We start from the raw sequence: 24733 nt of genomic DNA, 5'->3' as shown, positions 1-24733 counted from the left end.
TTGGGAATGCCTGCCCGATACGGGAGCATCGAACAGCACCGGTCGCCCGCATTCCAGCGCGCGGATCGAGCCTTCACAACGCACCCGGATACCCATGAACCACCAAGGCGTCAGCGAGATATTCTTTGAAGAGTCCTACACCGTGCCAGCGGACCAGACGGCGAAGTCGCTTTTCGCGCGGCTTCCGCACGGAAGCGGGTTTGCGGAGCGCTTGATCGAATGTCTTGGCACCGGCTACCTGGTGGCAGTGGTCGAATCCATTTGCATTCGCGAGATGCAGCARCACGTCGATGCCACCACAGAAGTGGTGGTCGGTCGAACCATCCGTATCGACCATCGAGGGCAAATGCCGCCAGGGTCGCCGCTGCGGCTGCGCGGATGGCTCGAACGCCTGGGAGACCGAAGCGCGACTTTCCGCGTCCAGGCCCACGACGCGCACGAAGTCGTCTGCGAAGCGACTGTCACGCTGGTGGCTGTCCAGCGGGCACAGATGGAATCGCGCATCGCGACAAAGGTTTCGGCGCTCCAATTCCCTGGAACCTAGAAATGCACGCCCCGCCAGTGGCGGAGCGCGGACACGACGCAACTTGCTGCGCTCGAATTTCGCGCGAGCCGTTTTGAACGGAGCGGACGAACAGTCCGCCAGACGCCGGTGGCTCACAGAGAGCGTTCCGATGCGCAGCTTCTTCCCTGCCACATATGCCGATCCCTTGGCAGAGCCGATGCGGTGGGATCGTTCCTTCCTTTTCATTGCGCAGTTGGCATGGACTGGGATCGCTTCGGGGCCGTGCCGGAAACGCTGTTGCAGCGGTGACGGTGCTGAGCCATGCGTCCTTCGCGACAGGATCACACCCACAGCGGCCTTGCATTTGTCGTGAATCCTGGCGAGGGCACGGCGGCGCTGCACTGCTTTGCGCGCCGCCTCGGGCTAGTTCGCCGCAACCGTCCGGCCCGACAAGTTTCCCCGACCTGCGGTCTTCCTCGCGAGGCAAATTTCTCGGGCCTCCCGGTCCTTCACTGCGTTGCGGCCCCTTCGCTTCGCTGTGGGATGTGGCGCGCCCGGACCCTCGCCCATCGGGTCACGCCAAGGCCGCGATGGGCGCGACCTGGTCAACTTCAAAAGGACTTCATCATGGCCAACATCGGCACCTTCACCGCACAGAACGACAGCTACACCGGCACGGTTCGCACCCTTACGCTCAACGTCAAGGTCAAGATCGTGCCCAACGACAAGGAAAGCGAGAACGCCCCGGACTACCGCATCGTCGCCGGGAACTTTGAGATCGGCGCGGCGTGGAAGAAGCTCAGCCGGGCTGAACGCTCCTACCTCTCGGTGACCCTGGATGACCCGTCGTTCCCGGCAACGATCTACGCCCGTCTGGTCGAAGGCGAAGACGGCGCGCACAACCTGATCTGGTCGCGCAGCAAGGGCGACTGAGCGTCGCCCTCGGCGCCCCGCCACCGGCGGGGCGCTTTTCTTCTGCCACTTCGCTACTTCAACAGGTCGGGCAGGCAGTCGGCGAACGCAGGCTGGATCTTGCTCATGGGCTTGGCGACCGCTTCATCCGATGTCAGGACCGCCAAGGTCATGGCGGTCATCGTGAGCAATCCATTGGAATTGCGCAGGATCTGCAGGGCTAGGTGGACCGGAAAGCCCTCGGACTGGCGGCGCAATGGGTGGATGCCGCCGTGCACGAACGAGTTCAAGGAGTGCCACGACACCTCCTTGAAATGCGCCAGCATCTGATGCGCGGCCGCGGGCACGCTTGGTCCGACACGTTTGCCAATCTGCTCGATCATCTCGCTGGCCGAGGGGAGGTTCTTCGCGGCCTGCTCGCTCTGCAGGGTCAGCGGTGCGCTGAGCTTCTCGATGGCCAGATCGCTGGCGGCATATTGCAGCCACATGGCGCGGGTCAAGGCCTCGAACTGAAGCCGCATAAGGCCGACCGCCGACGTGGCCAATCCCATCGCCATCAAGGCGCGCAGGCTGAGCCCATGCTCGAGCGCCACGGAGCACATGCCGAAGGCTGCCTCGCCACGAGGTGAGGGATCGAACTCGGCGCCGTCGAGCAGGTGCAGCAGCGCTTCGTGCAGCTCGTCGGACCGACGGAGCATGACTTCCAGGGGATCGTCCGAGGGTTCTTGTTGGGGAGCTTCCATGCAGGCATCGTATTCGCTCGGTGCTGTTATTGAGCGACAGCAGATCGGCGCAGGCAGGCACCTGTCTAGCGGCTTTGCGGATGTTCCCGAATGAGTAAACACGTATCTGCGTCTGCTCGCCAATCCACTTTCACGGCTTTGCGCTTCCACGGTTCAACGGCGATGCGTGAAGGCGGCTTTACGCTTCCGAGGGTTTTGTTGAATGCCGGATCGCCGGCTCTACGACTCTCCAGATATCCGTCATCCAGACCAAGCGTTTTTGTGCGTCTCCGGCGATGCCGGCCGCGCTGTCGTGCTGCGCATCGAGCCGCCAGTGGCGTCTCGTCCCTTCGGGCTTCCATCGCTGACGCCTTCGCGCCTGTCGGCGCTGCGCGCTGCGCTTGCCAAGTCAGGTCGGTGGAGCTGGTGGGCGGGGGCTGGCTTGCTGTTCCCTTCACCGTATCACGCCGTTCTCACCGTCAAGGTCTGCGCGTGCTGTGCACGCTGGCGGCCTGGCGGCCGTCTGCCGAACCCTGACGGCTGCGCTGCGCCGTGCTGCTTCCGGTCTCGGGCAATCCCGCCCTGATTCCTTTCAAGGAGAAGACCATGACGAAGCTCATCACGGACGAACAACGCGCGCAGCTGCTGGCCAACGGCCGGCAGTCCCTCGAACAGGACAACTTCGATCCCGCGCCGGTGGTCAAGCTGTTCACCCCGGACGCCGCTGCGACCTGGCTTCTGACCGAGATCGACCCGGACGACCACGACCATGCATTCGGGCTGTGCGACCTGGGCCTGGGCTACCCTGAGCTGGGGTGGGTCAGCCTGGCAGAAATCGCAACTGTGCGCGGCCGGCTCGGGCTTCCCATCGAACGGGACTTGCACTTCGAGGCGCAGAAACGCTTGAGCACCTATGCGCGAGAGGCACGTCTCGCCGGTCGAATCGTGGCCTAGCTACGTCGAATTGGCCGCCGGCGACGGTCGGCGGCCGATCTCACCCTCTTCCTTGGGCAGACGTGCTTCGGTTTCCAGCATCAGTTCGCCAGCGCTACGGCCCAACGCTCGCGCTATCTTCAGGATCATGGCCAAGGTCGGCATGTGCTCGCCACGCTCGATCTTGCCCATGTGCGAACGCTCGATGCCAGCCTGGTGCGCCAGGGTTTCCTGGGCAACGCCATCCTCGGTGCGCAAGGCGCGCACCGCATCTCCAAAGGCCCGTGCAGGGCCTGCCTCAAATGTCGTCGCGCCGGTCGGCCGCCCGCGCTGTATTCCCTGCTTCTGCATGCACAGAAGCGTTACGTTTTAAAGCAATTAAAACCACGTTATCTTTAACTCATAAAATGCCCGCTTCTCGCAGCTGGGGCGGCGCAGATGCATTCGCTGCAGCACTCCATCTGCCGCTTTCCCGACTTGCACAGTTCTATCTGAAAGCTATATTCGTATTCATCCCGGCGATAACGATGACATTCCTAACCGACGAACAGCGCCTTCGAATGCTGGCAAATGGCGCCGCGCGCACGCGTGGCGAAACCATTGACCCGCTGCCCGTGGTCAAGCTCTACACCCTCGACGCAGGAGCCGCCTGGTTGCTGACTGAACTCGATGCCGACGCGGATCACGCCTTCGGGCTGTGCGATGCCGGCACCGGTAGCCCGGAGCTGGGTCAAGTCAGCCTCTTGGCGCTCGAAGGCGTCCGCGGCCCGCGCGGCATGCGCATCGTGGCTGATCCACACTTCAAGCCGCGCCAGCCACTCTCGGGCTACCTGGCAGACGCACAACGGGACGGGTCGATCAACGACTGACCGATCGCAGGTAGTCGCCGATGGCGCGACGCAGTGTCGCTTCGAAAGCGAGCCTGTGCGGCCTCCCCTGTGGCAGGTTTCTTCTTCAAAGGAGGATTCCTGTGACCAAGCCTAACCCCGAAGATCTGCCTAGCGCCCCGTGGGCCCTCACCGCCGCCTATCTGTACGTATTGGACCTTGACGACTCGAGCGTCGCATGGGAGTACCTTCGCCGCCACCCGGGTTACGGCCTGGATTGGGCACGTCGCAGGCGCGTAGTTTCATTCGCCCGCTGGGGGTTACGATGTCGCCGAAGATCCAAGTCTCGACGGGCGCTCTGCGCGTCCGCAGTGGCTGTCCTTCCAGGACGGATTGCTGCAGGTGCGGGCCGCGCATGGCCACGACGCCGCAGCCCACCGTTTCGACCTGTGGCGCATTCCCGGCCGCAAGCGCTTGGCGCTTGACGGCCCGGACCTGTCGCTCACTGCCGACCTCAGCGCACGGCGCATGCGCTTGTTGCTGTCGGGCACCGTGGCTGATGGTGCTGCCTATGTGAGCGCAGTGCCGCTGACATCGCGCCTGCGGGGCCAGCTCGATACCTTCCATGCGCAGGCACAGGCCCTCGAAGGCCATGCGCCTCGGGTCGATCCTGCGCGGGCGGTCACCCGCGCCGCGCTGCTGCACCTGCGCGCCCTGCAGGCGCTCGATGCCGCGCAGGCGGGCGCGTCTCACCGGGACATCGCCCAGGCCTTGTTTGGCCTTGAAGCCGTCGCCCTACGCTGGCACGAGGATGGCGAACTGCGCGCGCAAGTGCGCCACCTGCTGCGGCGTGCGCAGGGATACGTGACCGGCGGCTATTTGGCTCTCGCCGGCGTGCCGCACATCACAGCAGACCACCCTGGAGACGAGCCGGTGCGCTAAATCTCTCCCTGCCTTGGTCGGGCCTGATTCCCGAGACTGCCTCCATCGGGCCGCGAATGGTTTGCGGCCCATCGACAGCGATGGAGTCCGTCATGGCAGTTGGCAGTTCGTTTCCTCTCCGCACGACCGCGGCGGCTGCGCCGCAGCCTGCTGCGGTTCCGGCTGCGCCGGTCAATCCCGAGTTCCTCACGACCGACGAGGCGGGCGCCTTTCTGCGCCTGTCGCCGCGGACGCTGGAGAAGCAGCGTGTGCTCGGCGGCGGTCCGCGCTTTCGCAAATTCGGGGCGCGCGTGGTCTACGCCGCCGCCGATCTGCGCGCTTGGGCGGACAGCCACACCTACGGCATGACCTCGGATCCGGGCTACGTGCAGCGCGACTCCGTCCGCTGACAGACTTTGGGCAACGCCGCATGTCCAAGCGCATGAGCGAACGCGAACAGCTCTCGCTGTTCCGCGCGCTGCCGCACGACGGCATGGCGCTGCGTGATGCGCAGGACCTGATGGCCTACCCCTTCTTTTCGCTGGCCAAGTCGCCGCGCATCGTGCCGATCCGCTTCGAGGCCGGTGGCATTTCGCTCACCGTAGAGGGCGTGCCCGAGCACGGCATTGCCACCATCTGGGACGCCGACGTGCTGATCTGGGCTGCCAGCCAGATCATCCAGGCCAAGAAAGAAGGCATCGCCCCTTCGCGGCTGATGGTGGCCACGCCCTACGAGATCCTGCGCTTTGCGCAGCGTGGCACCGGTCGCAGCGACTACCTCGCGCTGCGCGCCGCGCTGGACCGCCTTCAGTCCACCACCGTCGCTACGACGCTGCGCCAGCGCGAGCGCCCAAACGGCGGCAAGCGGGTGCACCGCTTCTCCTGGATCAACGAGTGGAAGGAGTACATCCGGCCGGATGGACGCTCCGACGGCATCGAGCTGATCCTGGCCGACTGGTTCTTCACCGGCGTGATGGAAGAAGCGCTCGTACTCACGCTTGATCCCACGTATTTCCGGCTTTCAGGCGGCATTGAACGCTGGCTGTACCGGCTCGTGCGAAAGCACGGCGGGCGGCAACCCAATGGTTGGCGCTTCGAGATGCGGCACCTGTACTTGAAGTCCGGCGCGCTCCAGCGCTCCCGAGACTTCGCCGCCCACGTGCGCGGCCTGGCACTGCGCCAAGCGCTGCCGGGCTACCGCTTGTCCGTCGAACGCAGGGGCGGAATCGAGTGGTTGGTCTTTCACCCTTGCGTCGACAACTCCCCGAAAAACGACTTATCCACTTCTCGTATCGACCGAGACTTATCCACAGCTTCTGTTGAAGAACCTGTGGATTTCATGGGGACGGGCTCGGTGGATCACCGGCGCGGGACTCGGGTGATCACCGGCGCAATCATCGGTGGATCACCGGCGCAAAACGGCCCGCAACCCGCGCCCAGCAACGGTTTCGGGCCTCCCTAAACATCTAAAGGGATACATAAATGGAAGTCACGCGCGCGCGAACCGAAGCTGCCCAACAAGTAGGCAGTGCCTCGCTGGAGGCAGTCCGAACATCCGAAAACCGCTTGCCAGGAAGACAAGACGGGCCTGGCAAGGTGATCGCGTTGCTCAACCAGAAAGGCGGCGCGGGCAAGACGACGCTCGCCACGCACCTGGCCGGCGAACTGGCGATGGCGGGAAGGCGCGTGACGCTGCTCGACGCGGATCCGCAGGGGTCGGCCCTTGACTGGGCACAACGGCGCCTTCAAAACGGCCAGGGACGGCTCTATGGCGTGTTCGGGCTGGCCCGGGACTCGCTGCACCAGGAGGCGCCACAGATCGCCCTGGAAGCGGATTACGTGGTGATCGACGGGCCGCCCCGCGTAGCGGCCCTTGCGCGCTCCGCGCTGCTGGCCGCCGACCTGGTGCTGATCCCCGTCCAGCCCAGCGCCTACGACGTGTGGGCCAGCCACGAGATGGTGACGCTCATCGCCGAAGCCCGGGTGTTCAGGCCGCAGCTTCGCGCGGCCTTCGTGATCAACCGGCGCGTGGTCGGCACGGTGATCGGCCGCGAAGCGCGCGCCGCCCTGGCGGATCAGCCTTTTGCCGCGCTGCAGACCGAAGTCTCGCAGCGCATCGTGTTCGCCGACAGCGTGGCCGCCGGGCGGCTCGCATGCGAGGCCGCGCCGAAGTGCGCCGCCGCGCGCGAGATCGCGGCACTGGCGCAGGCAGTGCAGGAGATGCTGCAATGACGGCATCCGCGCCTTCTGCCGTACCGAAGCGGGCATCCATCGGCCGCAAACCTGCCGCCGACCCGGCATCGACGTGGGTGCGCCAGGCGGACGCACCGRAGAGCCTCGCGAAGGCGTCGATCTACACCGCACGCCTCACCGTCGACGTGACGCCGGCGCTGCGGGGCCGCATCAAGGTGATTGCCTTCCAACGTGGCGTCACGGCGGCCGAAATGCTGCGCGAGCTGCTGGAGCGCGAATACGGTGGAGGCAAGTCATGACGCAGCCGTCGCCCATTGCCGCGCAGACCTGGCCACACGCAGCGCTGCCGCCACGGCCTGCCCCTATGCGCGTCTCGCTCGCCTTCGTCGAGCATCGCGTGAACGTCTGGCTGCGCTTCGGCCAGCCGGTGCGCGAGACGGTGCTCGACCGATGGCGGCGCGTGGCAATCTTCGAGCCCAACGCGGTGTGCTGTCGCGTCAAATGGATCGGCAACGACTACGGCACGGCGCTCTGGCAGCTCATGGTGCTGCAAGCACCGATGCCGTTCGACGGCGCGCAGCGCATCGCCGGCGTAGTGCCTGGCGCACGCATCCTGCTGCGCGCCGATGGCGAGCAGCAGGTCAAGGCGTTGCTCGAAGTGATCGACGCCATCGAAGCACTCGGCATTGAACCGGCCGCGGTTGCCGCTACGTACTGGCACACTGTTGGCAACCGGCTGGCTGCACGCCAGCCGCTGCCGGACTACACCAGCGAGCGCCATGCGGCGCATCTTGCGCGCGGGGCGCTGCGATGAGCCGGCGGGTACTTTTTGCTGCCATGGGCATCGGCTTGGCTGCGCTGTGCGCGCCGGCCTTCATGCCGGCGTCGGTGCATGAACATGTGTTCCTGGTCTACAACCCGACGGACAGTGTGCCGCGCGGCTGGTACCAGGTCGGCAGCATCGACAGCGCAGCTGCGCTGCACGTCGGCGGCATCGTGCTCGCCCGGCTTCCTGTCGACGTGGCAGCGTTCGCAGGACAACGCCGCTACCTGCCGAACGGTGTCCCGATCCTTAAGCGCATTGGCGCCATTGCTCCGCAGTCGGTGTGCGTTCGAGAACAGGTCGTGCTGATTGATGGCGCAGTGGCTGCGACCGCACGCACACATGACGGCGCGCGCCGACCACTGCACGTCTGGCAGCAATGCCGCCCCCTTGCCAGCGGCGAACTGTTCCTGCTCAGCGACACGAACCCGGCGTCTTTCGACAGCCGCTACTTCGGTCCCATCGCGACGTCTGCCGTGCTCGGCATCGCGCGACCCCTGTGGACATGGACCACGCCATGAGATCTGCCTCATCGCATCACCAAAGATGCCTCCAGACTGCAGCCGGGCATGCGCCCGCGCTGCACTCCATCGTGCAGGGGGCCCGCCGCCAGCGTGCAGCACGGGCTGCATTGCCGCTGCCCCTCAAGCAGCGCTGCGCACCCGGTGCGCCGCTGGCGGCAGGTCGGAGCCGGGAGCGGATGCGGAAGGCGGAGACGGAGGGCCAGATAAAAGGGGTGGCACGCCGTGCCCCTCCAAGCCTGTCTGCACGTAGGTTTGCGGCGGCACCGCAATGGGTCTTGCGCGTGCTGCACAGAAACTGGAATCCGCGTGGCAGCGGCGGTCCCCGCGTGCTGTCTCCGATGCGCTGCGCTACCGTGCGCCGGAGTCCTTATGGCTGGCAATGATGAGGATCGCTTTCGCATCAAGCCCGCCGCACCTAAATCGCGAGCAGGCCCGCGCTCGCAGCGCTTCGTTTCGCAGGTGCTTAAACAGGTATCGAAGACAGGCGCGAAGTCCGCCAGCAAGAGCCTGGGAAGACCCGCCAACACGTTTGGACGCGGTCGTGTCGCTTCCACTATGGCCTGCCAGCGCCTGGGACCGAACGCGCGACGCGTGGTCATCAAGTCCCGCTTCGTGGTTTTGCGGCGCGCCAGCCCGAACTCGGCGGCCGTTCACCTGCGCTACATCGAGCGTGATGGCGTCACACGGGACGGGCAAAAGGGCCAGGCCTACGGCGCTGACACCGACGTTGCCGATCTCAAGGTTTTTCAGGAACGCGGGCAGAACGATCGCCACCAGTTCCGGTTCATCGTCTCGGCTGAGGATGGCCTGGAGCTGAAGGATTTGAAGGGCTTCACCCGCCAGTTGATGCGCCAAATGGAGATCGATCTGGAAACCCGATTGGATTGGGTGGCCGTGGACCACTGGGACACAGACAACCCGCACACTCACATCGTGTTGAACGGCCATACTGGCGGGCCTGCAAGCGGCAGAGAAGATCTCGTTATTGCCTCCGACTATATGGCCCACGGCATGCGCTCGCGCGCGAGTGAGATCGCCACCGAATGGCTGGGGCCGCGCACCGAAGCGGAGATCCGTCGGAGCCTGCTGCGGGAGGTCGACCAGCATCGGCTAACCGGCTTGGACCGGGTGCTGATGCTGCAAGCTGGTCCCAATGGCATCGACTTGACGGACAACTCGCGACATCCGCAGAGTCAGAACGCACTGCGGGCACGGTTGCAGCGGCTCGAAAGCATGGGTTTGGCCGAGCGGATGGATGTAAATCGCTGGAAGCTTGAGCTCGGCATGGCCACCACGCTTGAGGCCATGGGCCAGCGCGAGGACGCACTGAAGACGGTGAGCCGTGCGCTCAAGGGTCAGCTGCGCGAATGCGTGGTCCACGAGCAACCGACTTACCCCGTCACGGGTCGGATTGCGGGCAAGGGTCTCGCCGACGAACTGCATGACCGCGCCTATCTGGTGGTCGACGGCGTCGACGGACGGGCGCACTACCTGAAGTTGCCAGCGAGCACCGACTTCACAGGCCTGCCGACAAATGGCATCGTGGAGGCGCGGCCACCAGCCCAGGAGAAGACTGTGGATCGCAACATCGTGACCGTCGCGAAAGACGGCGTTTACCAGACGGCCGACCACTTGGCCCAGCTGACGCGGGCGAAGGCCCGTGACCCTCGATCTGCTGTCGATGCACACGTGCGCAGACTCGAAGCGCTGCGCAGCGTCGGCATCGTGGAGCGCGTCGCCGATGGCATCTGGAAAGTGCCAACAGACCTAATGCAGAAGGCCCGCACTCATGATGCACAGAAAAACAAGGGGGTGGCACTCGAGCTGCGATCACATCTGCCCATCGACCAGCAGATGCGCGCCATAGGCGCCACTTGGCTTGACAGCCAACTGGTGGGCAATGGGCCGATCGCGTCGGGCATAGGCTTTGGGGCCGAAGTGCGGGATGCCATGCGCGACCGTCTTGATTTTCTTACTACCCAGGGGCTAGTTGAATGGCGTGGTCAGCGTTTCGTCTTGGCCAGCAACCTGCTTGCGACATTGCAACAGCGCGAACTTGCGGTCGTGGGAAATTCGTTGCAAGTACAAACTGGTCTGGCTTACCGGCCGTTGCAAGACGGACAGAAGATCAGCGGCATCTACAGAAAATCTGTGCAACTGCTTAGCGGCCGCTTTGCAGTGCTCGAGGACGGCATGGGTTTCCAACTTGTCCCGTGGAAGCCCGTGATCGACCGGCGGCTGGGTCAGCACCTCACCGGAGCATTTGAAAGGTCTGCTGTGACATGGAATGTCGGCCTTGGTCACGCCGTCGGCAATTGAGAGGTGGCCGTGACCCTTGGGCGCGAAGCCATTGTGCGGGGCCATTCCAATTTGTTCGTGCCGGCTACAGGACTGCCAACGCAACTGGCACGGGCGCATGCAGAGGGTCGGCTTGTGAAGAAGCTGTTGCACTTCACCAAGCCCAAGCTGCTGGTGGTCTATGAGCTGTGCCACCGGTCGTACGAGGCGAGTGCGGCGTACCTGTTCTTGCAGCTGATAAGCCGGCGTGACGAGCGCGGCTCGATGTTGGTGACCAGCAACCGCTCCGTGGCCAAATGGTGTACGGTGTTCGGCTATGCCTTGGTTGCCACGGAAATTTTGGATCAGCCCCGCACAACAGCCACATCTTCACGATTCGCAGCGACAGCTACTGGCTTAGCTCAGAGCGCCGTTACCGTACAGGAAAAAACACGGAGTCAGTGCTTCATTTCGCCCAGAGGTCATTGCTGGTGTCGCTTGACAGCATGAGCTCTAAGCTTAGTGCCATCCCGCGACCGTTTGAAGCCGCGCTTCCGTTGGACCGTAGCGGGCTTGGTCGCCCAAGACAGTTGTACGCGATCCTTACAGCAACGCGAGTGCAGAAAAACTTGGACTAACATAAAGCTCCACTTTTTTATCAGACGGTGGGAATTGCCTGCAGCCCTGCGCTAATCAATGTCAAACTTCAGAAGCACAAAGCGAGAGAGCGGGAGTCTGGTTGAGACCGACCTTTCCAGGGAGCGTGGTCGGAGCGGCACCCAAAGCATTGAGCGAGCCGTGGATCTTCTTCGCGTCGTTGCCATGGGGGGGCGCACCGGCATGCGACTGAAGGATATCGTCGCCGCATCCGGCCTTGCGGAGGCAACCGTGATTCGTATCGTCCGGGGCTTGACCGCTTGCGGCATGCTCGTACGCAATGATCGTTCGGGGCGATTCGCATTCGGTCAGTTGGCCCAGGAGTTTGCTCTCCTTTCCATCGGTGAGCACGCGCCCCACGTCGAGCATTGGCACCAAGTGTTGCGCGATTTGGCAGTGGTCACTGGCGAAACGCTGTACCTCAACCGACGGAACGGCTTTGACTCAGTCTGTTTGGATATGGTGAGGGGCGCGCAACCGGTGCAGTCTCATCCCATCGATGTCGGCGTGCGCCGTCCGCTTGGTGCCGGCGCCGGGGGGCTGGCCATGCTGGCGGTCATGCCGGAAGCGGAAGTCGATGCCTGCATTGCGCATAACGCACCACGCTACGGCTACTACGGTTTGGATACAGATGCTGTCCGCCATCTTGTTGGCGCGGCACGCGTGCATGGCTACTCTTTGCTAACCGGGCTCACGATACGTGGCGTCTCGGTCGTCGCACTCCCTGTTCCAGGCTCCGATGCGCGACTTTCGGTGGGCGTTGCCGGCATGACGGCGCGCTTCGTTCCGGAGCAATTGGCCGTCATCGTTCGCCAAGTTCAGGAGCGACTGACCAACGCCGCGTTGGCGGCGTCCCGGCCCCCAAATGCGACGGAATAGCTGAACTCCACATTGTGGAGTCTGCGCGATCGAGCGACGCGCGGGCTGGAATTATTCGCTCGATACTGCCGTCCAGCCGTGCATCGTCACGGCGTTCGACCACAAGAGCCGAGACAAAGATATGCCCCAATTTCGTTCGTTTTGCGCTGCCTACGCAACGCTGGCTGCCGCACTCATAGCCATCGCAGGAAATGCTTTCGCGCAAAGCTACCCCGCTCACCCGATACGTATTGTTGTCCCGTTCACGCCTGCGGGCGCGACAGATTTGGCCGCACGCGTGTTGGCAGATCGGATGGCGCCACTGCTAGGCCAGCCGGTGGTCATCGACAACAAGCCCGGTGCCGCTTCGGCCATCGGAATGGCTTTGGTGGCCAATTCGCAACCCGATGGCTATACCTTGGGTTTTGCAGGCGCCGGAACCTACAGTGTTCTACCTGCGGTGCGAACACTCTCCTTTGACATGCAGAAAGATCTTGCACCGCTAGCGCTGGTAGCGCGTATTCCACTAGTCATCGTAGTGCCGGCTTCGTCTCCTTACCGAAACCTTGCCGATCTTGCTGCAGCGGCGCGCAAACGATCCGACGGCATTCCCTACTATACGTATGGACCGGGATCTTCACCTCAACTGGTCGGCGCGATGCTGGCACGCGAAGGCAAGTTCAAGGTCATGGCCGTGCCGTACAAAGGCAGCTCCGAGGCTACCCTTGCTCTGATGCGGGGCGACGTTGAGATGGGCGTGGACACAGTCGCAGCACTTGCCGCCTACATCCGGGCGGGAAAGATGCGTCCGCTGGCGATCACAGGGAGTCGCCGCACCCCTTTCCTTGCCGACGTGCCGACGGTGGCTGAGGCCGGGTTCCCGGGAACGACCTGGGACGGCTACCTGGCAGCCTCTGCGCCAGCGGGGACCAGCCCGGCTATCCGAGCGCGGCTCACCGAAGCCATGCTGGAGATCATGAAGCGACCGGACGTGCGTGCCGCCTATGAGAACCAGTCGCTAGAGCCGGTGGCTGTCGGGCCGGACGAGTTCGGTCGTCAGATGGCGCAAGAAATCAAGCAGTTCCGCCAATTGTCCCTTGAGCTAGGTTTGAAGCTGGACTGAACGAGGATCCATGAACACACAGACCGCGTCTCCCCGCTGGACACGACGACCCGACGGAAGTAACTGGGGAGATTTTGGGCCCAACGACCGGCTCGGCCGCCTGAACCTATTGACGCCGACCAAGGTTCTCGAAGGCATCGCAGAAGTTCGTGAGGGTCGCATCTTTTCTCTGACGCTCCCCTTGGACAGGCCTGCGCCTGGACGCCTAAATGCTAGGCGCTCACCGCCAAAACTTCACGCGCATAAGCGAGGTAATGGATCAATCACATTTGCCTATCCGATCGCCAGCGACATTCCTGGCGCGACCGACGTCTTCTCTGACGAGGACGTCACTCTGTCTCCACAGTATTCCACCCAATGGGATGCTTTGGGGCACGTGGGCAGTCTGTACGACGCGGATGGAACCGGGCAACCACGGCTCCTTGGGTACAACGGTCACGCGCTGGGCAGTGGGCACTCGGCGGATGGACATTTCATTGGGGCCGAAGCGCTCTCGGTGCTGCCGATGGCAATGCGTGGCATTCAGGGCCGCGGCGTGCTGTTGGACTTGGAGCACACCTTCGGAAAAGGGCGCATGGCGATTGGGTACGACGGCCTGATGCGAGCCGCGGACGCGAGCGGCGCAGACATACGCCCGGGCGACATGCTGTGCCTGCATACCGGCTTCGCAGAGCGCGCCATGCTGGCAGCCTCGTCGAGCGACCCTGACCCAGGCTGGCATCTCGAAGGCGCGGTGCTTGACGGCACCGATGAACGGTTGTTGCGCTGGTTAGACGACGCGGGCATTGCTGCGCTGGCGGCCGACAACCATGCGGTCGAAGCGCGTCGCGACGTAGGTCCGGACTGCGGCTGCGCTGAAGGCGCGGTGCTCCCGCTACATGAGTTCTGCCTCTTCAAGATGGGCATTCCGATGGGTGAGCTCTGGCGCCTTACGCCGCTTGCACTGTGGCTGCGTCAAGCACGCCGGAGCAGCTTTCTGCTAACTGCTCCGCCGCTCGCACTGCCCGGCGCGGTTGGCTCACCGGTTACTCCTATCGCGACAGTTTGACTACTCGAATTCAACGACAGGTGGCAATCGGCCACCGAGGATCAACTCATGAATACTCACCGCCGCACCCTGCTGATGGCATTGCCGTTCGCAATCTCCTGTTTTGCGAATGCACAGACCAAAACGCCTTCCAAACCTGTACGAATTGTGGTGCCCTACGCCCCCGGGGGCGGCGTCGACGCGATGACCCGCCGTGTCGCCCAAAAGCTCACGGAGCAGACTGGCACGACATATTTTATTGAGAACAAGGCCGGTGCAAGCGGAACGATAGGCACCGCGCAGGTCGCACGCGCGGCACCAGACGGCACGACGCTACTGGCCAATGATGGGACTTATGCCATCCTTCCATACGTTTTCAAGTCGCTCCCTTGGGATCATGCGAACGATCTAGTCCCGGTGACCACGACGTCAGTCTCCCCGGCCGTGCTCGCTGTCACGCCCGGGCCGCGGTTTGCCGATCTTGCTGAGCTGATTCGCTATGCCAAGGCGCACCCCGGAGAGCTGACCTACGGCACTGGCGGCGTTGGAAGTTCTTTGCACTTCGCAACCGAACTGTTCGCCCAATCGGCCGGCATTGCGCTGCGCCATATTCCCTTTAAGGGTGCGGGCGAAGCGATTGCTGCCGTGGCGGCGGGCACCGTCGACCTCGGCATTGGCGGTCCTTCTTCCGTATTGGCTTTGACCCAGGGCGGCAAGCTTAAAGCGCTGGCCGTCAGCGGTTCGCGCCGCCTATCAGCATTGCCCACGGTCCCGACCTTCGACGAGGGCGGCATTCGCTACGAAATGAGCTACTGGACGGGCTTGGCGGCTCCGAAAGGAACGTCACCCGACACCGTGGCCTTCCTGCAGCAGCAGGTAGCTCGATCCATGGAATCGCCGGATGTCCGCAGCTACTTCAGTTCGATCGGCGCCGAGCCGGGAGGCATGCCGAGCGCTCAGTTCGCGCACTTTATCAAAGACGACGTGATGCGCTGGAAGGATGTGGCTGCACGCGCGGGCATCAGGCCGGAGTAGCGCCATGTACTTTCCGCAACCGCCCGCCATGCAAGAAATGCGAATCTTCAGCCGTCTGCCTGATCGCTTCCGCTCCCCAGCGCGTACCGACTGGAGTGAAGCCAATCGTGCGGGCCAGCCCATCGACTCCTTTCTTGAGGGACCAGTCTTCGATCAGGCGGGCAACCTCTATGTTTGCGACATTCTCTTGGGCCGCATCTTCCGGGTCCGAACGGATGGTGATTGGACACTCGTCGTGCAATACGATGGCGAACCCAACGGGCTAAAGTTTCTCGACGAACATCACCTGATTGCCGCCGACTACCGCCGTGGTCTTATGCGCATTGACGTACGTGACGGTAGCGTTGAGTCGCACCTGTCGCGGCGTCACAGCGAGAGCTTCCGCGGACTGAACGACCTAGTCTTCGATAGCGCTGGCAACTTGTATTTTACCGACCAAGGCCAGTCTGGCCTGCACGATCCCGCAGGTCGCCTGTTTCGGCTGCAACCGGACGGGAAGCTCGACGTCCTGCTCGATGGCATTCCCAGTCCCAACGGCGTTTGTCTTTCTGTCGACGAGAAGGTACTTTTTCTCGCGGTCACGCGGGCCAATGCGGTGTGGCGCGTGCCGCTGATGTCCGACGGAGGCGTGGCAAAAGTGGGACTTTTCTTCAGTTCATATGGGCCTGCCGGCCCCGATGGACTCGCGATGAGCCGAGACGGTGCGCTACTCGTGGCGAACCCCGGACTTGGCTACGTTTGGATTCTCAACAAACGCGCAGAACCCACACACGTACTACGAAGTCCTGACGGGCTTTCCCTTACCAACCTGGCTTTTGGCGGACACGACCGAAAAACTTTGTTCTGTACGGAATCATCGACCGGAACGATCCTACAAGCGCAGCTGGAGATTGAAGGACTTCCAATAGCCACCCGCAGCAGTTCGTTCCCGGAAATCTTATGAACCCCCTTGCTCCTTTTACTTCCGGCGCCACAGACCACCGCAAACGCATGAGGGAAAGGCTTCGATCAGGGCGTACGCTATGGGTACCCGGCGCCTATGACGTGCTGAGTGCACGACTGATCGCAGAAGCCGGCTTCGATGCCGTAGTGGTGACTGGCTTTGGCGTATCGGCTTCGATGCTTGGACTGCCTGACACCGAGCTTTACACGATGACCGAGAACCTCTCCGTGGTGCGCGCCGTCTGCTCGGCGATCGACCTGCCGGTAATGGCCGACTGCGACACTGGCTATGGCAATGCGATCAACGTGATGCGCACGGTGCGCGAATTTGAAGCTGCCGGAGCTTCGTCGGTCACGTTCGAGGATCAGGTCACGCCAAAAAAGTGCCCAGCCGTCAGTGACGCTACACCGCTACTTCCACTGGAAGAAGCCGCCGGCAAAATTCGCGCAGCGGTTGAAGCACGGCGCGACCCCGCGCTCGTAATCATTGCGCGTACCGATGCGCGTACGCCAGAGGAATCGATCCGCCGTGCACGTGCCTATGTTGAGGCGGGCGCCGACGTCGTGAAACCCATCAGCAAGTGCTTTGACTCATTCGACGGTTTAGTGCGATTCCGCGAGGCTACAGGCAGCCCGATCGCGATCTCCCTTCTGGGGCCGCTGCAGCGCAACCTGTCCAGCTCGCAGATCGAACAGCTGGGCGGGATCTGCACGTTTCCGCTCCTGCCCTTGCTGACCGCAGCCGCCGCGCTGCGAAAGAATCTCTCGGTCCTCCGAAGCACCCTCAGTCCGACTGAGGTCCCGCTGACGCCCATGCCCGAGATGGAGTTCAAGCGCTTCATCGGATTCGAAGAGATTGAGGCGCTCGAACCGCGCTTCATGCTGTCGCCTCGCTGATCTGTCTAAAACTAGGAGACAACCAATGGGCACCAATCGCCTGCTTACCTTTGCCCTCTTGCTCAGCATTGCTATTGCAATGCCTGCTAGTGCGGCGGATGTATACCCAAATCGACCTATTCGGATCATCGTGCCATTTACAGGCGGTAGCGGCTCTGATGCTAGCGCGCGCTACTTTGCTGAAAAGATGGCGCCGATCCTCGGCCAAGCCTTTATTGTGGAGAACCGCCCTGGTGCCGATGGCGCGATTGGAATGATGGCTGCGAAATCAGCACCCGCCGACGGCTATACCGTTGTTCAAGGCGGCATCTCACCCTCAGTTGTCAATGCCGTGCTTGTTCCCAACTTGGGCTATGACCCACTTAAGGACTTCGTGCCTTTGACCGGTTACGGCCGCAACATGAACGTGATCATTGTCTCCAACGAGGCGAAGCAACACAGCTTTAAGGAGCTGCTCGCCGATGCTCGGACCTCGTCTCGGCCACTCAACATGGGTACTTTCTCAACCACGCTAGCCTTGTCCGGCGCGTGGATGGCCAAGTTGGCAAACGTTAAGTTGAACAACATCCCTTACCGGGGTCAAGGTCCGGTTATGACTGAGGTCATCGGCAACCAGCTGGACTTCGGCATGGTTGATCTTGGAGGTGCTTCACCACTGATTCGCGCTGGGAAGTTACGCGCGCTAGCGGTCACGGGGGAAAAACGCCATCCAGATTTTCCAGAGATCCCCACGGTGCAGGAAAGTGGTGTGGCCAACTATTCGCAGTACAGCTGGAACGCTTTTTACGTGCGCGCCGAGACGCCCGCTCCGATACGCGCAATGCTGGGAGAAGCGATTCGCCAAGTGATGACCCGGGAGGAAACTGTCCGTAGTTTTTACGCCCCAAAGGGCACGGAAGGCATTCCGTTAACGCCTGCTCAGATGCAGAAGCTGCAGGAAGACGAGATCGCACGATTCCGGCGCATCGCCGCACAAGTCGGGCCCATTGATAAGAATTGAGAGTTGCCGTGTATCCCGACCAAAATCCTTTGCTCAAAAAATTGGCGGCCGACGCTGTTATTACCGGTATGTACGTTCAGACCGCAAGCCCCGACATCGTCGAGATAGCGGGCGCTAGCGGGATTGACTATGTAATCATCGACCAAGAGCATGGCGGCTTTGGCTATGAAGAGATGGTGAATTTGATTCGTGCTGCCGAAGCAGCAGGTGTCTGCCCTGTTGTGCGGGTCGAGAATCACGGCGCCTCTGGTTTACGTAAGGCTGTAGAGGCTGGTGCGCTCGGGGTCTATGTGCCGGACGTACGCACAGCCGAGCAAGCTCGCGCCGCCATCGCTGCTGTCAAGTTCCGCGATGCAGACAACGGAGGCATGCGTGGCGCCTGCCCAACCGTCCGGGCGGCACGCTCTCGAGGAGCCGCGGAGTGGTCACGCTATGTGGCTTGGTCTAACGCCAATGTCACAGTGTCGATTTTGGTTGAGAGTGAAGAAGGTCTGCACCACCTCGATGAGATTCTTGCCGTACCTGGCATCGACACCATTGTGCTTGGAAGATTCGATCTAGCGCATGAGATGGGGCTTGGCAGCGATCGCTACGGAGCCTTGATCAGCGGTCTGTTCGACAAGTTCGTATCGCGCGCCGACCGTGCGGGCGTGAGATATGTCACGCGACTGCGTCCAGGGCAAAGAGAGGAGATGCGGCGCGAACGCGATTCATGGATAAAGCGCGGTGCACGCAATTTCACCATCGGATCCGACAGAGAGTTTATCGCTTGGGCATTTGGTGAGGCTCTGCAATCTCTTAAGTGAGAGCTAAGTATGTGCAGCCACTCGCATGGTCAGAGCTAGTGTTTGGACTAGTTGCTGAAGCGAAGTGCGCCCGCACGCGCGACCAAGCGCAGTGCCAATCGCCTCAGAAGATTTTTGACTAGTCGTGCGGCGGAGGGCGTATGTCGTTGAGATTGCGCTGCGCTGCTGGGGGGGCGTGTGCTCGCGAGCCCCTCTTTCGGCGCTCAGCACGCCTTCGCACCGCCAATGGCAATGGCAATGGCAATGGCAATGGCAATGGCAATGGCAATGGCTATCACAAGAATGAACAATCGAAAGTTAAGTTAACAAAGCCGAGGAGGCATAGGCCAAATTTATCCCGAGAAAGCACCTGCGTTGCGCAGCAGCATAGGTTGACCGCATTTGTCCGAATTTTTTATTTTGGTCAGTTCGCCCCCCTTTACGCCATTGCAACTGACCATGATCGAGCTTAGACACTTGCGCTATTTCGCTGCTGTTGCGGAGGAACTCAACTTTCGCCGCGCCGCGGAGCGGATCCACATCGACCAGACGCCGTTGTCGCGCACCATCCGCGATCTGGAAGACCAGCTGGGCGTCCAGCTCTTCATGCGTATGCCGCGCAAGCTGCGCCTCACGCCAGCCGGCACACGCTTGCTCAAAGAATCCCACAAACTATTCATCCGACTTGAGCGCACGCGACGCGTTGTGCGCGCGACCGATGCCCGACACCGCGCACCGCTTCGCATCGGCATTGCGGATGGCATAGCCCAGCCCAAGTTGTCCGAATGTTTCACCGGCTGGCAAGCACTAGCGCCAGAGACGCCACTCGAGTTGTCGGAAATGAGCGCCGATGAACTTGCCACCGCGCTGCGGCGTGAAGAGATCGATGCCGGCGTATCTTTCGGTCTGCCGGAAGACGAGGCCATCGCTCAGGAGCCGGCCTGGAACTATCCGCTGGTGGCGATGCTGCCATTTGGGCACGAGCTCGCGTCCTTGGAGAAGGTGGCGCTGGCCGACCTTCTGGCCTTCCCTTTGATTTCATGCAGGGTTGACCGGCAGCCGGGCCTGGTGCAGCAGATGCGGGACATCGTGCGGCGCCATCGGACGGAACTCACGATCACCAGCGAAGCGAGCAGCTTGGCTGGCTACGTCACACGCATCGCCGCTGGCATGGGTGTCGGCTTGGCAGATGCTGGTCATGCTGCCACACTGCACCGCACCGACGTGGTCTCGGTACCGCTCCAAGAGGACGAGCGCATCATCACTTGGGTGCTTCACAAGCACCAGCGCTTCGGCCTACACGAAGATCTTCAGCGCTTCCTGACCCACGCCAAGAACCTGCACTGATCGTTACAAGGCCGGCCGAATCGCAGCGTTGCGTCGCGCCATCGGCCTTGGACAAGCTGCTCATGCTTTGCAATGCTGCAGGCTCGACGGCCTTTAGGGCGCGTTGATCGGGCCAGCCACTTGCGTTTTCACGTACCCGCCAGCGTACGCCGTGCCACGCCTTGTTGGGTGTGCGTCGCGGCGATCCGATTCCAGACTCAAGCACTTGTGCAGGAGCAGCACATGCGTGCTGGAACCAGGACGCAATCAATGACGGAAGTAAGACGTAAAGGGGGTGGACGATGCCCACAGGCATCCTCTTCGGACAGATCTTCATCGTGCTGGGTGTGGCCTTCGGCGGCGTGTGGTTGGCAACGCAGTGGACGGCTCATGCGCTGGGCTATCAACCGCGCCTCGGAGCTGCATGGTTCGATATTTCCGACTTGCCCGTTTACGAGCCCTGGAAGCTCTTCGAGTGGTGGTACTTCTACGATGCCTACGCACCCGACGTGTTCGTTCGCGGCGGCACCATCGCGGCATCGAGCGGCCTGTTTGCCACCGGCGCGGCCATCGGCATGGCGGTCTGGCGCTCACGTCTGGCCAAACGCGTCACGACTTACGGGTCGGCCCGCTGGGCCGACGCGGATGAGATCCAGCGGGCAGGCTTGATCCGCGCCACGGGCGTGTTCCTCGGCAAGCTGAGCGGAAAGGCTCTCGCATACCTGCGCCACGACGGCCCGGAGCACGTGATGGTCTTTGCCCCCACGCGCTCAGGTAAGGGTGTTGGTCTCGTCATCCCCACGCTGCTGTCATGGACCGGTTCGGCCGTGATCCACGACATCAAGGGCGAGAACTGGAACCTCACCGCAGGCTGGCGCACACGCTTTAGCCACTGTCTGCTGTTCAACCCGACCGACGCGAAGAGCACTGCGTACAACCCGCTGCTCGAAGTGCGACGCGGCATGCACGAAGTCCGCGACGTGCAGAACATCGCCGACATCCTGGTTGACCCGGAAGGCGCGTTGGAGCGTCGCAACCACTGGGAGAAGACCAGCCATGCGCTGCTGGTCGGCGCGATCCTGCACGTGCTCTACGCAGGGGAGGACAAAACGCTGCGCGGCGTTGCCAACTTCCTGTCCGATCCGGCATGCGCGTTCGAGGTGACGCTGCATCGGATGATGACCACCAAGCACCTTGGCAATGGGGTGCATCCCGTCGTCGCATCGGCCGCCCGCGAAGTCCTCAACAAGAGTGACAACGAGCGATCTGGCGTCCTGTCCACCGCCATGAGCTTCCTGGGCCTCTACCGCGACCCCACGGTGGCCAAAGTCACGTCGCGTTGCGACTGGCGCATCGCTGACCTGATCTCGGCCGAGCATCCGGTTTCGCTGTATCTCGTCGTGCCGCCCTCGGACATCAGCCGTACCAAACCGCTGATCCGTCTGATCCTTAACCAAGTCGGCCGGCGATTGACGGAGTCGCTCGATGGCTCGGATGGCATCGCGCGCAAACACAAGCTGCTTTTGATGCTCGACGAGTTCCCGGCGCTGGGACGGCTGGACTTCTTCGAGAGCGCCCTCGCCTTCATGGCCGGCTACGGCCTGCGTGCCTTTCTGATCGCACAGTCCCTGAACCAGATCGACAAGGCCTACGGCCAGAACCATTCGATCCTGGACAACTGCCATGTGCGCATCGCGTTCGCCACGAACGATGAACGCACGGCCAAGCGCATCTCGGAGGCGCTGGGAACCGGCACTGAATTGCGCGCGCAGCGCAACTACGCCGGCCACCGGCTGGCACCCTGGCTCGGCCACCTCATGGTGTCGCGGCAGGAGACGGCTCGACCGCTGCTCACGCCCGGTGAAGTGATGCAGCTTCCGCCCGATGACTCCGTGGTGATGGTCTCGGGCCATCCGCCGATCAAGGCGAAGAAACTCCGCTACTACCAGGACCGGAACTTCACTGCACGGGTGCTTCCGCCGCCCGTGTTGGCATCGGGTGGCTATGCGGATCGCCCTACGGCACGCACTGACGATTGGAGCGGGCTGGCGCCGCTTGCAGTGAGCGAATCCACTTTCAGTGGCGAAGAAGGCGGCTTTGCCGACGCGGGAGGTCACCAGCTCAAGCCCGATCTCGACGTGGCACCCGACACGCCGGTCTTGCCGGATGACGATGGACTGCTGGTGCTCGACGACGAGGACGACATGCCACTGCGTCCGCAGGACGTGGACCGGCAACTTACGCGCAGCGCACGTCTTGCCACCATGGACCCCGACGACGGGATCGCCCTATGAGTCGGACACGCCTGAACATCTTCATCGAGCCAGCGCACGCCAAGCGCCTGGACCAGGTCTCCGCGCACAAGGGAGTTTCGAAGTCCGCCGTGATCGCGGCGGCACTGGCGTCATTCCTTTCGCCGGACGGCGAGGATCAGCGCGAGGCGGCCCTGGCCAAACGTCTGGATCGCCTCTCGCGGCAGTTCGACCGTCTGGAACGCGACCAGGGCGTGCTGATCGAGACCGTTGCCTTGTACCTGCGCCACTACCTGACCGTGGCGCTGCCGGTGCCCGAACACCAGCACGAGGCCATGCGCGCTCAGGGTCGCGCCCGCTACGCGCAGTTCATCGAGCAGCTGGCCCGCCACATCCAGCGCGGGCGCAGCCTGATTCGCGAAGTCCATCAAGACATCGAGCCGATTGCACCGGCACAGCAAACGAGTGAAGGCCGCCAGCCGCCCTCCTCTGACGGCGCGATTCATGGAAACGACCCAGCCATGTCCAGTGAAGGAGAAAGACCATGAGGCCCATCAACATCGCTCAGGGCGGAGGCGTAGGCGACGGCGGCGAATACATCGGCCGACGCATCCGCATGCTGCGCACCGCCATGGGCCCGGAGATCACGGCGGCGCTCGACGACCCGGAGGTCGTCGAAGTGCTGCTGAACCCGGACGGCTCGCTGTGGGTGGATCGGCTTGGAACGGGCCGCGCGCCGACCGGCACTTCGCTGCCAGCGCCCGTGGCCGAGCGGATCATCCGGCTCGTGGCTGCGCACGTTCGCACCGAGGTGCATGCCGGCGCACCGATCCTTTCGGCGGAGCTGCCTGAGACCGGCGAGCGTTTCCTTGGCGTGCTGCCGCCCGTTGTGCGGGCGCCTTCGTTCGCGATCCGCAAGCGCGCACTGCGCATTATGAATCTCGCACGCTATGTAGAGGACGGCGTGATGACGGCCGAGCAGGCGGCATTTCTCCGCTCGGCGGTGCAGGAGCGGCAAAACATCGTCGTCGTGGGCGGGACCAGTACCGGCAAGACGACTCTCGCCAACGCCTTGCTCGACGAGATCGCCAAGACGCGTGATCGCGTGCTGATCCTCGAGGACACCGTGGAACTGCAGTGCCGCAGTGACGACCACGTCGGCATGCGCACCGAGCCCGGCGTCAGCACCATGGCCGACCTGGTGCGCGCGACCCTGCGGCTAAGGCCGGACCGCATCGTCGTCGGCGAAGTGCGCGGCGCCGAAGCGCTGGACCTGCTCAAGGCCTGGGGCACAGGGCATCCGGGTGGCATCGCCACCGTACACGCCGGCTCCGCCGCTGGCGCGCTCACCCGGCTCGAACAGCTCGTGCAGGAGGTGAGCGTCACCGTCCCGCGCGCCCTCATCGCCGAGACCGTCAACGCGATCGTCTTCATCGCAGGCCGCGGCCGCGCGCGTCGCGTGCGCGAGATCGCGCGTGTCATCGGCTTCGACAGCCATGGCTACCAGCTCGATACCTCGCCCGGGCCAGGCTTTCCTTCGATTTCCCCCAACCCGTCATCCACAGGAGAACCGACATGACGAATCTGCGTACTTCCGTAAAGCTGCTTCTGTTCGCCGCCACTGCTGCAGCGGTGTTGCTCACCGTTGCGCTGCCCGCGCACGCTGCCGGCTCCAGCATGCCCTGGGAGGCACCACTGCAATCCATCCTCGATTCAATCCAGGGACCGGTGGCGCGCATCGTCGCGGTGATCGTCATCATCGCCACCGGGCTGGCGCTGGCGTTCGGCGACACCTCTGGAGGCTTCCGCAAGCTGATCCAGATTGTTTTCGGTCTGTCCATCGCGTTCGCGGCTTCCTCGTTCTTCCTGACCTTCTTCAGCTTCACGGGCGGAGCGGTGTTGGCATGAATGCCACTGCACAGATGCATGGCTCGGCGCCGGGCTTCGAGGTGCCGCTGCACCGATCGCTGACCGAACCGATCCTGATGGGGGGCGCGCCGCGTACCGTGGCGATCGCCAACGGCACGCTGGCCGCAGCGGTCGGGCTGGGGCTGCAGCTTTGGTTGCCCGGTATCGCACTAGGGCTCGTCGGGCACTCACTCGCTGTCTGGGGCGCCCGCGTGGACCCGCAGTTCATGCAGGTGTTCGCGCGGCACATCAAACACCGGCAACTGCTGGACGTGTGAGGACATCA

Annotated in this window: 28 protein-coding genes and 2 pseudogenes; 28 read left to right on the top strand and 2 right to left on the bottom strand. The window is 63.0% G+C overall.

Annotated elements, in window-relative coordinates; genetic code table 11:
- Positions 1–94 precede the first annotated feature (94 nt).
- Both AC1DF3_RS00825 and AC1DF3_RS00820 read left to right on the top strand, forming a co-directional pair.
- Positions 95–544, top strand: a complete 450-nt coding sequence (locus AC1DF3_RS00825; protein WP_478138563.1) for a thioesterase family protein — start codon at positions 95–97, stop codon at positions 542–544.
- Positions 545–1132: 588 nt separating this feature from the next.
- On the top strand, positions 1133–1438 hold the full coding sequence (locus AC1DF3_RS00820; protein ID WP_478138562.1) for a DUF736 domain-containing protein: 306 nt from the start codon (positions 1133–1135) through the stop codon (positions 1436–1438).
- A 53-nt stretch (positions 1439–1491) separates the two neighbouring features.
- Here AC1DF3_RS00820 and AC1DF3_RS00815 read toward each other — a convergent pair whose 3' ends face one another.
- Positions 1492–2160, bottom strand: a complete 669-nt coding sequence (locus tag AC1DF3_RS00815; RefSeq protein ID WP_478138561.1) for a DUF6988 family protein — start codon at positions 2158–2160, stop codon at positions 1492–1494.
- Positions 2161–2745: 585 nt separating this feature from the next.
- Between AC1DF3_RS00815 and AC1DF3_RS00810 the strand changes: the two genes are divergently transcribed.
- Complete coding sequence (locus AC1DF3_RS00810) at positions 2746–3093, top strand: DUF2958 domain-containing protein (RefSeq protein ID WP_478138560.1); 348 nt, start codon at positions 2746–2748, stop codon at positions 3091–3093.
- Here the strand turns inward: AC1DF3_RS00810 and AC1DF3_RS00805 are convergent, their stop codons facing one another.
- Positions 3094–3423 carry a helix-turn-helix domain-containing protein gene (locus AC1DF3_RS00805; RefSeq protein WP_478138559.1) on the bottom strand — a complete coding sequence of 110 codons (330 nt, stop codon included), beginning with the start codon at positions 3421–3423 and terminating at the stop codon, positions 3094–3096.
- Positions 3424–3479: 56 nt separating this feature from the next.
- On the opposite strand from AC1DF3_RS00805, the gene AC1DF3_RS00800 reads away from it, so the two are divergent.
- The 25 genes and pseudogenes from AC1DF3_RS00800 to AC1DF3_RS00680 all read left to right on the top strand — a co-directional run bounded on the left by AC1DF3_RS00800 (position 3480) and on the right by AC1DF3_RS00680 (position 24725).
- Positions 3480–3941, top strand: a complete 462-nt coding sequence (locus tag AC1DF3_RS00800) for a DUF2958 domain-containing protein (protein ID WP_478138558.1) — start codon at positions 3480–3482, stop codon at positions 3939–3941.
- 20 nt (positions 3942–3961) lie between these two features.
- Positions 3962–4384 carry a transcriptional regulator domain-containing protein gene (locus tag AC1DF3_RS00795; RefSeq protein WP_478138557.1) on the top strand — a complete coding sequence of 141 codons (423 nt, stop codon included), beginning with the start codon at positions 3962–3964 and terminating at the stop codon, positions 4382–4384.
- Complete coding sequence (locus AC1DF3_RS00790; protein WP_478138710.1) at positions 4302–4841, top strand: DNA -binding domain-containing protein; 540 nt, start codon at positions 4302–4304, stop codon at positions 4839–4841. The genes AC1DF3_RS00795 and AC1DF3_RS00790 overlap by 83 nt, the downstream gene beginning before the upstream one ends.
- 92 nt (positions 4842–4933) lie before the next feature.
- On the top strand, positions 4934–5230 hold the full coding sequence (locus AC1DF3_RS00785; RefSeq protein ID WP_478138556.1) for a helix-turn-helix transcriptional regulator: 297 nt from the start codon (positions 4934–4936) through the stop codon (positions 5228–5230).
- A gap of 20 nt (positions 5231–5250) precedes the next feature.
- A pseudogene (locus tag AC1DF3_RS00780) lies at positions 5251–6069 on the top strand (replication initiator protein A); the annotation flags it as partial.
- A 233-nt stretch (positions 6070–6302) separates the two neighbouring features.
- Positions 6303–7052, top strand: a complete 750-nt coding sequence (parA, locus tag AC1DF3_RS00775) for a ParA family partition ATPase (RefSeq protein WP_478138555.1) — start codon at positions 6303–6305, stop codon at positions 7050–7052.
- Positions 7049–7312 carry a chromosome partitioning protein ParB gene (locus AC1DF3_RS00770; RefSeq protein ID WP_478138554.1) on the top strand — a complete coding sequence of 88 codons (264 nt, stop codon included), beginning with the start codon at positions 7049–7051 and terminating at the stop codon, positions 7310–7312. Before parA ends, AC1DF3_RS00770 begins: the two co-directional genes overlap by 4 nt.
- Positions 7309–7827, top strand: a complete 519-nt coding sequence (locus tag AC1DF3_RS00765; protein WP_478138553.1) for a DUF2840 domain-containing protein — start codon at positions 7309–7311, stop codon at positions 7825–7827. Before AC1DF3_RS00770 ends, AC1DF3_RS00765 begins: the two co-directional genes overlap by 4 nt.
- Before the next feature lie 23 nt (positions 7828–7850).
- Positions 7851–8357, top strand: a complete 507-nt coding sequence (locus AC1DF3_RS00760; RefSeq protein ID WP_478138552.1) for a S26 family signal peptidase — start codon at positions 7851–7853, stop codon at positions 8355–8357.
- 372 nt (positions 8358–8729) lie between these two features.
- Positions 8730–10679: a DUF3363 domain-containing protein gene (locus AC1DF3_RS00755; protein WP_478138551.1), complete on the top strand. Its 1950-nt coding sequence runs from the start codon at positions 8730–8732 to the stop codon at positions 10677–10679.
- A gap of 3 nt (positions 10680–10682) precedes the next feature.
- Positions 10683–11147 carry an ATP-binding protein gene (locus tag AC1DF3_RS00750; protein WP_478138550.1) on the top strand — a complete coding sequence of 155 codons (465 nt, stop codon included), beginning with the start codon at positions 10683–10685 and terminating at the stop codon, positions 11145–11147.
- A 186-nt stretch (positions 11148–11333) separates the two neighbouring features.
- A complete protein-coding gene (locus tag AC1DF3_RS00745) occupies positions 11334–12173 on the top strand; it encodes an IclR family transcriptional regulator (RefSeq protein WP_478138549.1) in 840 nt (279 codons plus the stop codon).
- Positions 12174–12294: 121 nt separating this feature from the next.
- Positions 12295–13275, top strand: a complete 981-nt coding sequence (locus AC1DF3_RS00740) for a tripartite tricarboxylate transporter substrate binding protein (protein WP_478138548.1) — start codon at positions 12295–12297, stop codon at positions 13273–13275.
- A gap of 10 nt (positions 13276–13285) precedes the next feature.
- On the top strand, positions 13286–14323 hold the full coding sequence (locus tag AC1DF3_RS00735) for a cyclase family protein (protein WP_478138547.1): 1038 nt from the start codon (positions 13286–13288) through the stop codon (positions 14321–14323).
- Positions 14324–14371: 48 nt separating this feature from the next.
- Positions 14372–15337 carry a Bug family tripartite tricarboxylate transporter substrate binding protein gene (locus AC1DF3_RS00730; protein ID WP_478138546.1) on the top strand — a complete coding sequence of 322 codons (966 nt, stop codon included), beginning with the start codon at positions 14372–14374 and terminating at the stop codon, positions 15335–15337.
- 4 nt (positions 15338–15341) lie between these two features.
- The gene (locus AC1DF3_RS00725; protein WP_478138545.1) at positions 15342–16280 is read left to right on the top strand and encodes an SMP-30/gluconolactonase/LRE family protein; all 939 of its coding nucleotides are present in this window, start codon (positions 15342–15344) and stop codon (positions 16278–16280) included.
- Entirely contained in the window at positions 16277–17176 is a 900-nt protein-coding gene (locus tag AC1DF3_RS00720; protein ID WP_478138544.1) for an isocitrate lyase/PEP mutase family protein, read from the top strand. The genes AC1DF3_RS00725 and AC1DF3_RS00720 overlap by 4 nt, the downstream gene beginning before the upstream one ends.
- A gap of 25 nt (positions 17177–17201) precedes the next feature.
- Positions 17202–18176, top strand: coding sequence for a Bug family tripartite tricarboxylate transporter substrate binding protein (locus tag AC1DF3_RS00715; protein ID WP_478138543.1), 975 nt, complete (start codon positions 17202–17204; stop codon positions 18174–18176).
- An 8-nt stretch (positions 18177–18184) separates the two neighbouring features.
- Positions 18185–18982 carry an HpcH/HpaI aldolase family protein gene (locus AC1DF3_RS00710; RefSeq protein WP_478138542.1) on the top strand — a complete coding sequence of 266 codons (798 nt, stop codon included), beginning with the start codon at positions 18185–18187 and terminating at the stop codon, positions 18980–18982.
- Positions 18983–19363: 381 nt separating this feature from the next.
- Complete coding sequence (locus AC1DF3_RS00705) at positions 19364–20308, top strand: LysR family transcriptional regulator (RefSeq protein WP_478138541.1); 945 nt, start codon at positions 19364–19366, stop codon at positions 20306–20308.
- Positions 20309–20589: 281 nt separating this feature from the next.
- Entirely contained in the window at positions 20590–22581 is a 1992-nt protein-coding gene (locus AC1DF3_RS00700; RefSeq protein ID WP_478138540.1) for a conjugal transfer protein TraG, read from the top strand.
- Positions 22578–23087 carry a CopG family transcriptional regulator gene (locus tag AC1DF3_RS00695; protein WP_478138539.1) on the top strand — a complete coding sequence of 170 codons (510 nt, stop codon included), beginning with the start codon at positions 22578–22580 and terminating at the stop codon, positions 23085–23087. Before AC1DF3_RS00700 ends, AC1DF3_RS00695 begins: the two co-directional genes overlap by 4 nt.
- The gene (trbB, locus tag AC1DF3_RS00690; protein WP_478138538.1) at positions 23084–24118 is read left to right on the top strand and encodes a P-type conjugative transfer ATPase TrbB; all 1035 of its coding nucleotides are present in this window, start codon (positions 23084–23086) and stop codon (positions 24116–24118) included. The genes AC1DF3_RS00695 and trbB overlap by 4 nt, the downstream gene beginning before the upstream one ends.
- Before the next feature lie 47 nt (positions 24119–24165).
- Positions 24166–24447: pseudogene (locus AC1DF3_RS00685) on the top strand (TrbC/VirB2 family type IV secretion system protein); the annotation flags it as partial.
- Between the two features lie 14 nt (positions 24448–24461).
- A complete protein-coding gene (locus tag AC1DF3_RS00680) occupies positions 24462–24725 on the top strand; it encodes a VirB3 family type IV secretion system protein (RefSeq protein WP_478138709.1) in 264 nt (87 codons plus the stop codon).
- Positions 24726–24733: the final 8 nt, after the last annotated feature.

The sequence above is a fragment of the Variovorax sp. 10N432 genome (assembly GCF_056394465.1).
Note: the sequence above shows the minus strand (reverse complement) of the source record. Positions and strands in the feature narration are given on the sequence as shown.

Coding starts and splice junctions, on each gene's coding strand:
- parA (WP_478138555.1), top strand. CDS start 6,303: ATGGAAGTCACGCGCGCGCGAACCGAAGCTGCCCAACAAGTAGGCAGT.
- AC1DF3_RS00725 (WP_478138545.1), top strand. CDS start 15,342: ATGTACTTTCCGCAACCGCCCGCCATGCAAGAAATGCGAATCTTCAGC.
- AC1DF3_RS00730 (WP_478138546.1), top strand. CDS start 14,372: ATGAATACTCACCGCCGCACCCTGCTGATGGCATTGCCGTTCGCAATC.
- AC1DF3_RS00795 (WP_478138557.1), top strand. CDS start 3,962: ATGGCGCGACGCAGTGTCGCTTCGAAAGCGAGCCTGTGCGGCCTCCCC.
- AC1DF3_RS00815 (WP_478138561.1), bottom strand. CDS start 2,160: ATGGAAGCTCCCCAACAAGAACCCTCGGACGATCCCCTGGAAGTCATG.
- AC1DF3_RS00715 (WP_478138543.1), top strand. CDS start 17,202: ATGGGCACCAATCGCCTGCTTACCTTTGCCCTCTTGCTCAGCATTGCT.
- AC1DF3_RS00755 (WP_478138551.1), top strand. CDS start 8,730: ATGGCTGGCAATGATGAGGATCGCTTTCGCATCAAGCCCGCCGCACCT.
- AC1DF3_RS00680 (WP_478138709.1), top strand. CDS start 24,462: ATGCATGGCTCGGCGCCGGGCTTCGAGGTGCCGCTGCACCGATCGCTG.
- AC1DF3_RS00800 (WP_478138558.1), top strand. CDS start 3,480: ATGCCCGCTTCTCGCAGCTGGGGCGGCGCAGATGCATTCGCTGCAGCA.
- trbB (WP_478138538.1), top strand. CDS start 23,084: ATGAGGCCCATCAACATCGCTCAGGGCGGAGGCGTAGGCGACGGCGGC.
- AC1DF3_RS00810 (WP_478138560.1), top strand. CDS start 2,746: ATGACGAAGCTCATCACGGACGAACAACGCGCGCAGCTGCTGGCCAAC.
- AC1DF3_RS00745 (WP_478138549.1), top strand. CDS start 11,334: ATGTCAAACTTCAGAAGCACAAAGCGAGAGAGCGGGAGTCTGGTTGAG.
- AC1DF3_RS00695 (WP_478138539.1), top strand. CDS start 22,578: ATGAGTCGGACACGCCTGAACATCTTCATCGAGCCAGCGCACGCCAAG.
- AC1DF3_RS00735 (WP_478138547.1), top strand. CDS start 13,286: ATGAACACACAGACCGCGTCTCCCCGCTGGACACGACGACCCGACGGA.
- AC1DF3_RS00765 (WP_478138553.1), top strand. CDS start 7,309: ATGACGCAGCCGTCGCCCATTGCCGCGCAGACCTGGCCACACGCAGCG.
- AC1DF3_RS00820 (WP_478138562.1), top strand. CDS start 1,133: ATGGCCAACATCGGCACCTTCACCGCACAGAACGACAGCTACACCGGC.
- AC1DF3_RS00805 (WP_478138559.1), bottom strand. CDS start 3,423: ATGCAGAAGCAGGGAATACAGCGCGGGCGGCCGACCGGCGCGACGACA.
- AC1DF3_RS00785 (WP_478138556.1), top strand. CDS start 4,934: ATGGCAGTTGGCAGTTCGTTTCCTCTCCGCACGACCGCGGCGGCTGCG.
- AC1DF3_RS00740 (WP_478138548.1), top strand. CDS start 12,295: ATGCCCCAATTTCGTTCGTTTTGCGCTGCCTACGCAACGCTGGCTGCC.
- AC1DF3_RS00700 (WP_478138540.1), top strand. CDS start 20,590: ATGCCCACAGGCATCCTCTTCGGACAGATCTTCATCGTGCTGGGTGTG.
- AC1DF3_RS00760 (WP_478138552.1), top strand. CDS start 7,851: ATGGGCATCGGCTTGGCTGCGCTGTGCGCGCCGGCCTTCATGCCGGCG.
- AC1DF3_RS00720 (WP_478138544.1), top strand. CDS start 16,277: ATGAACCCCCTTGCTCCTTTTACTTCCGGCGCCACAGACCACCGCAAA.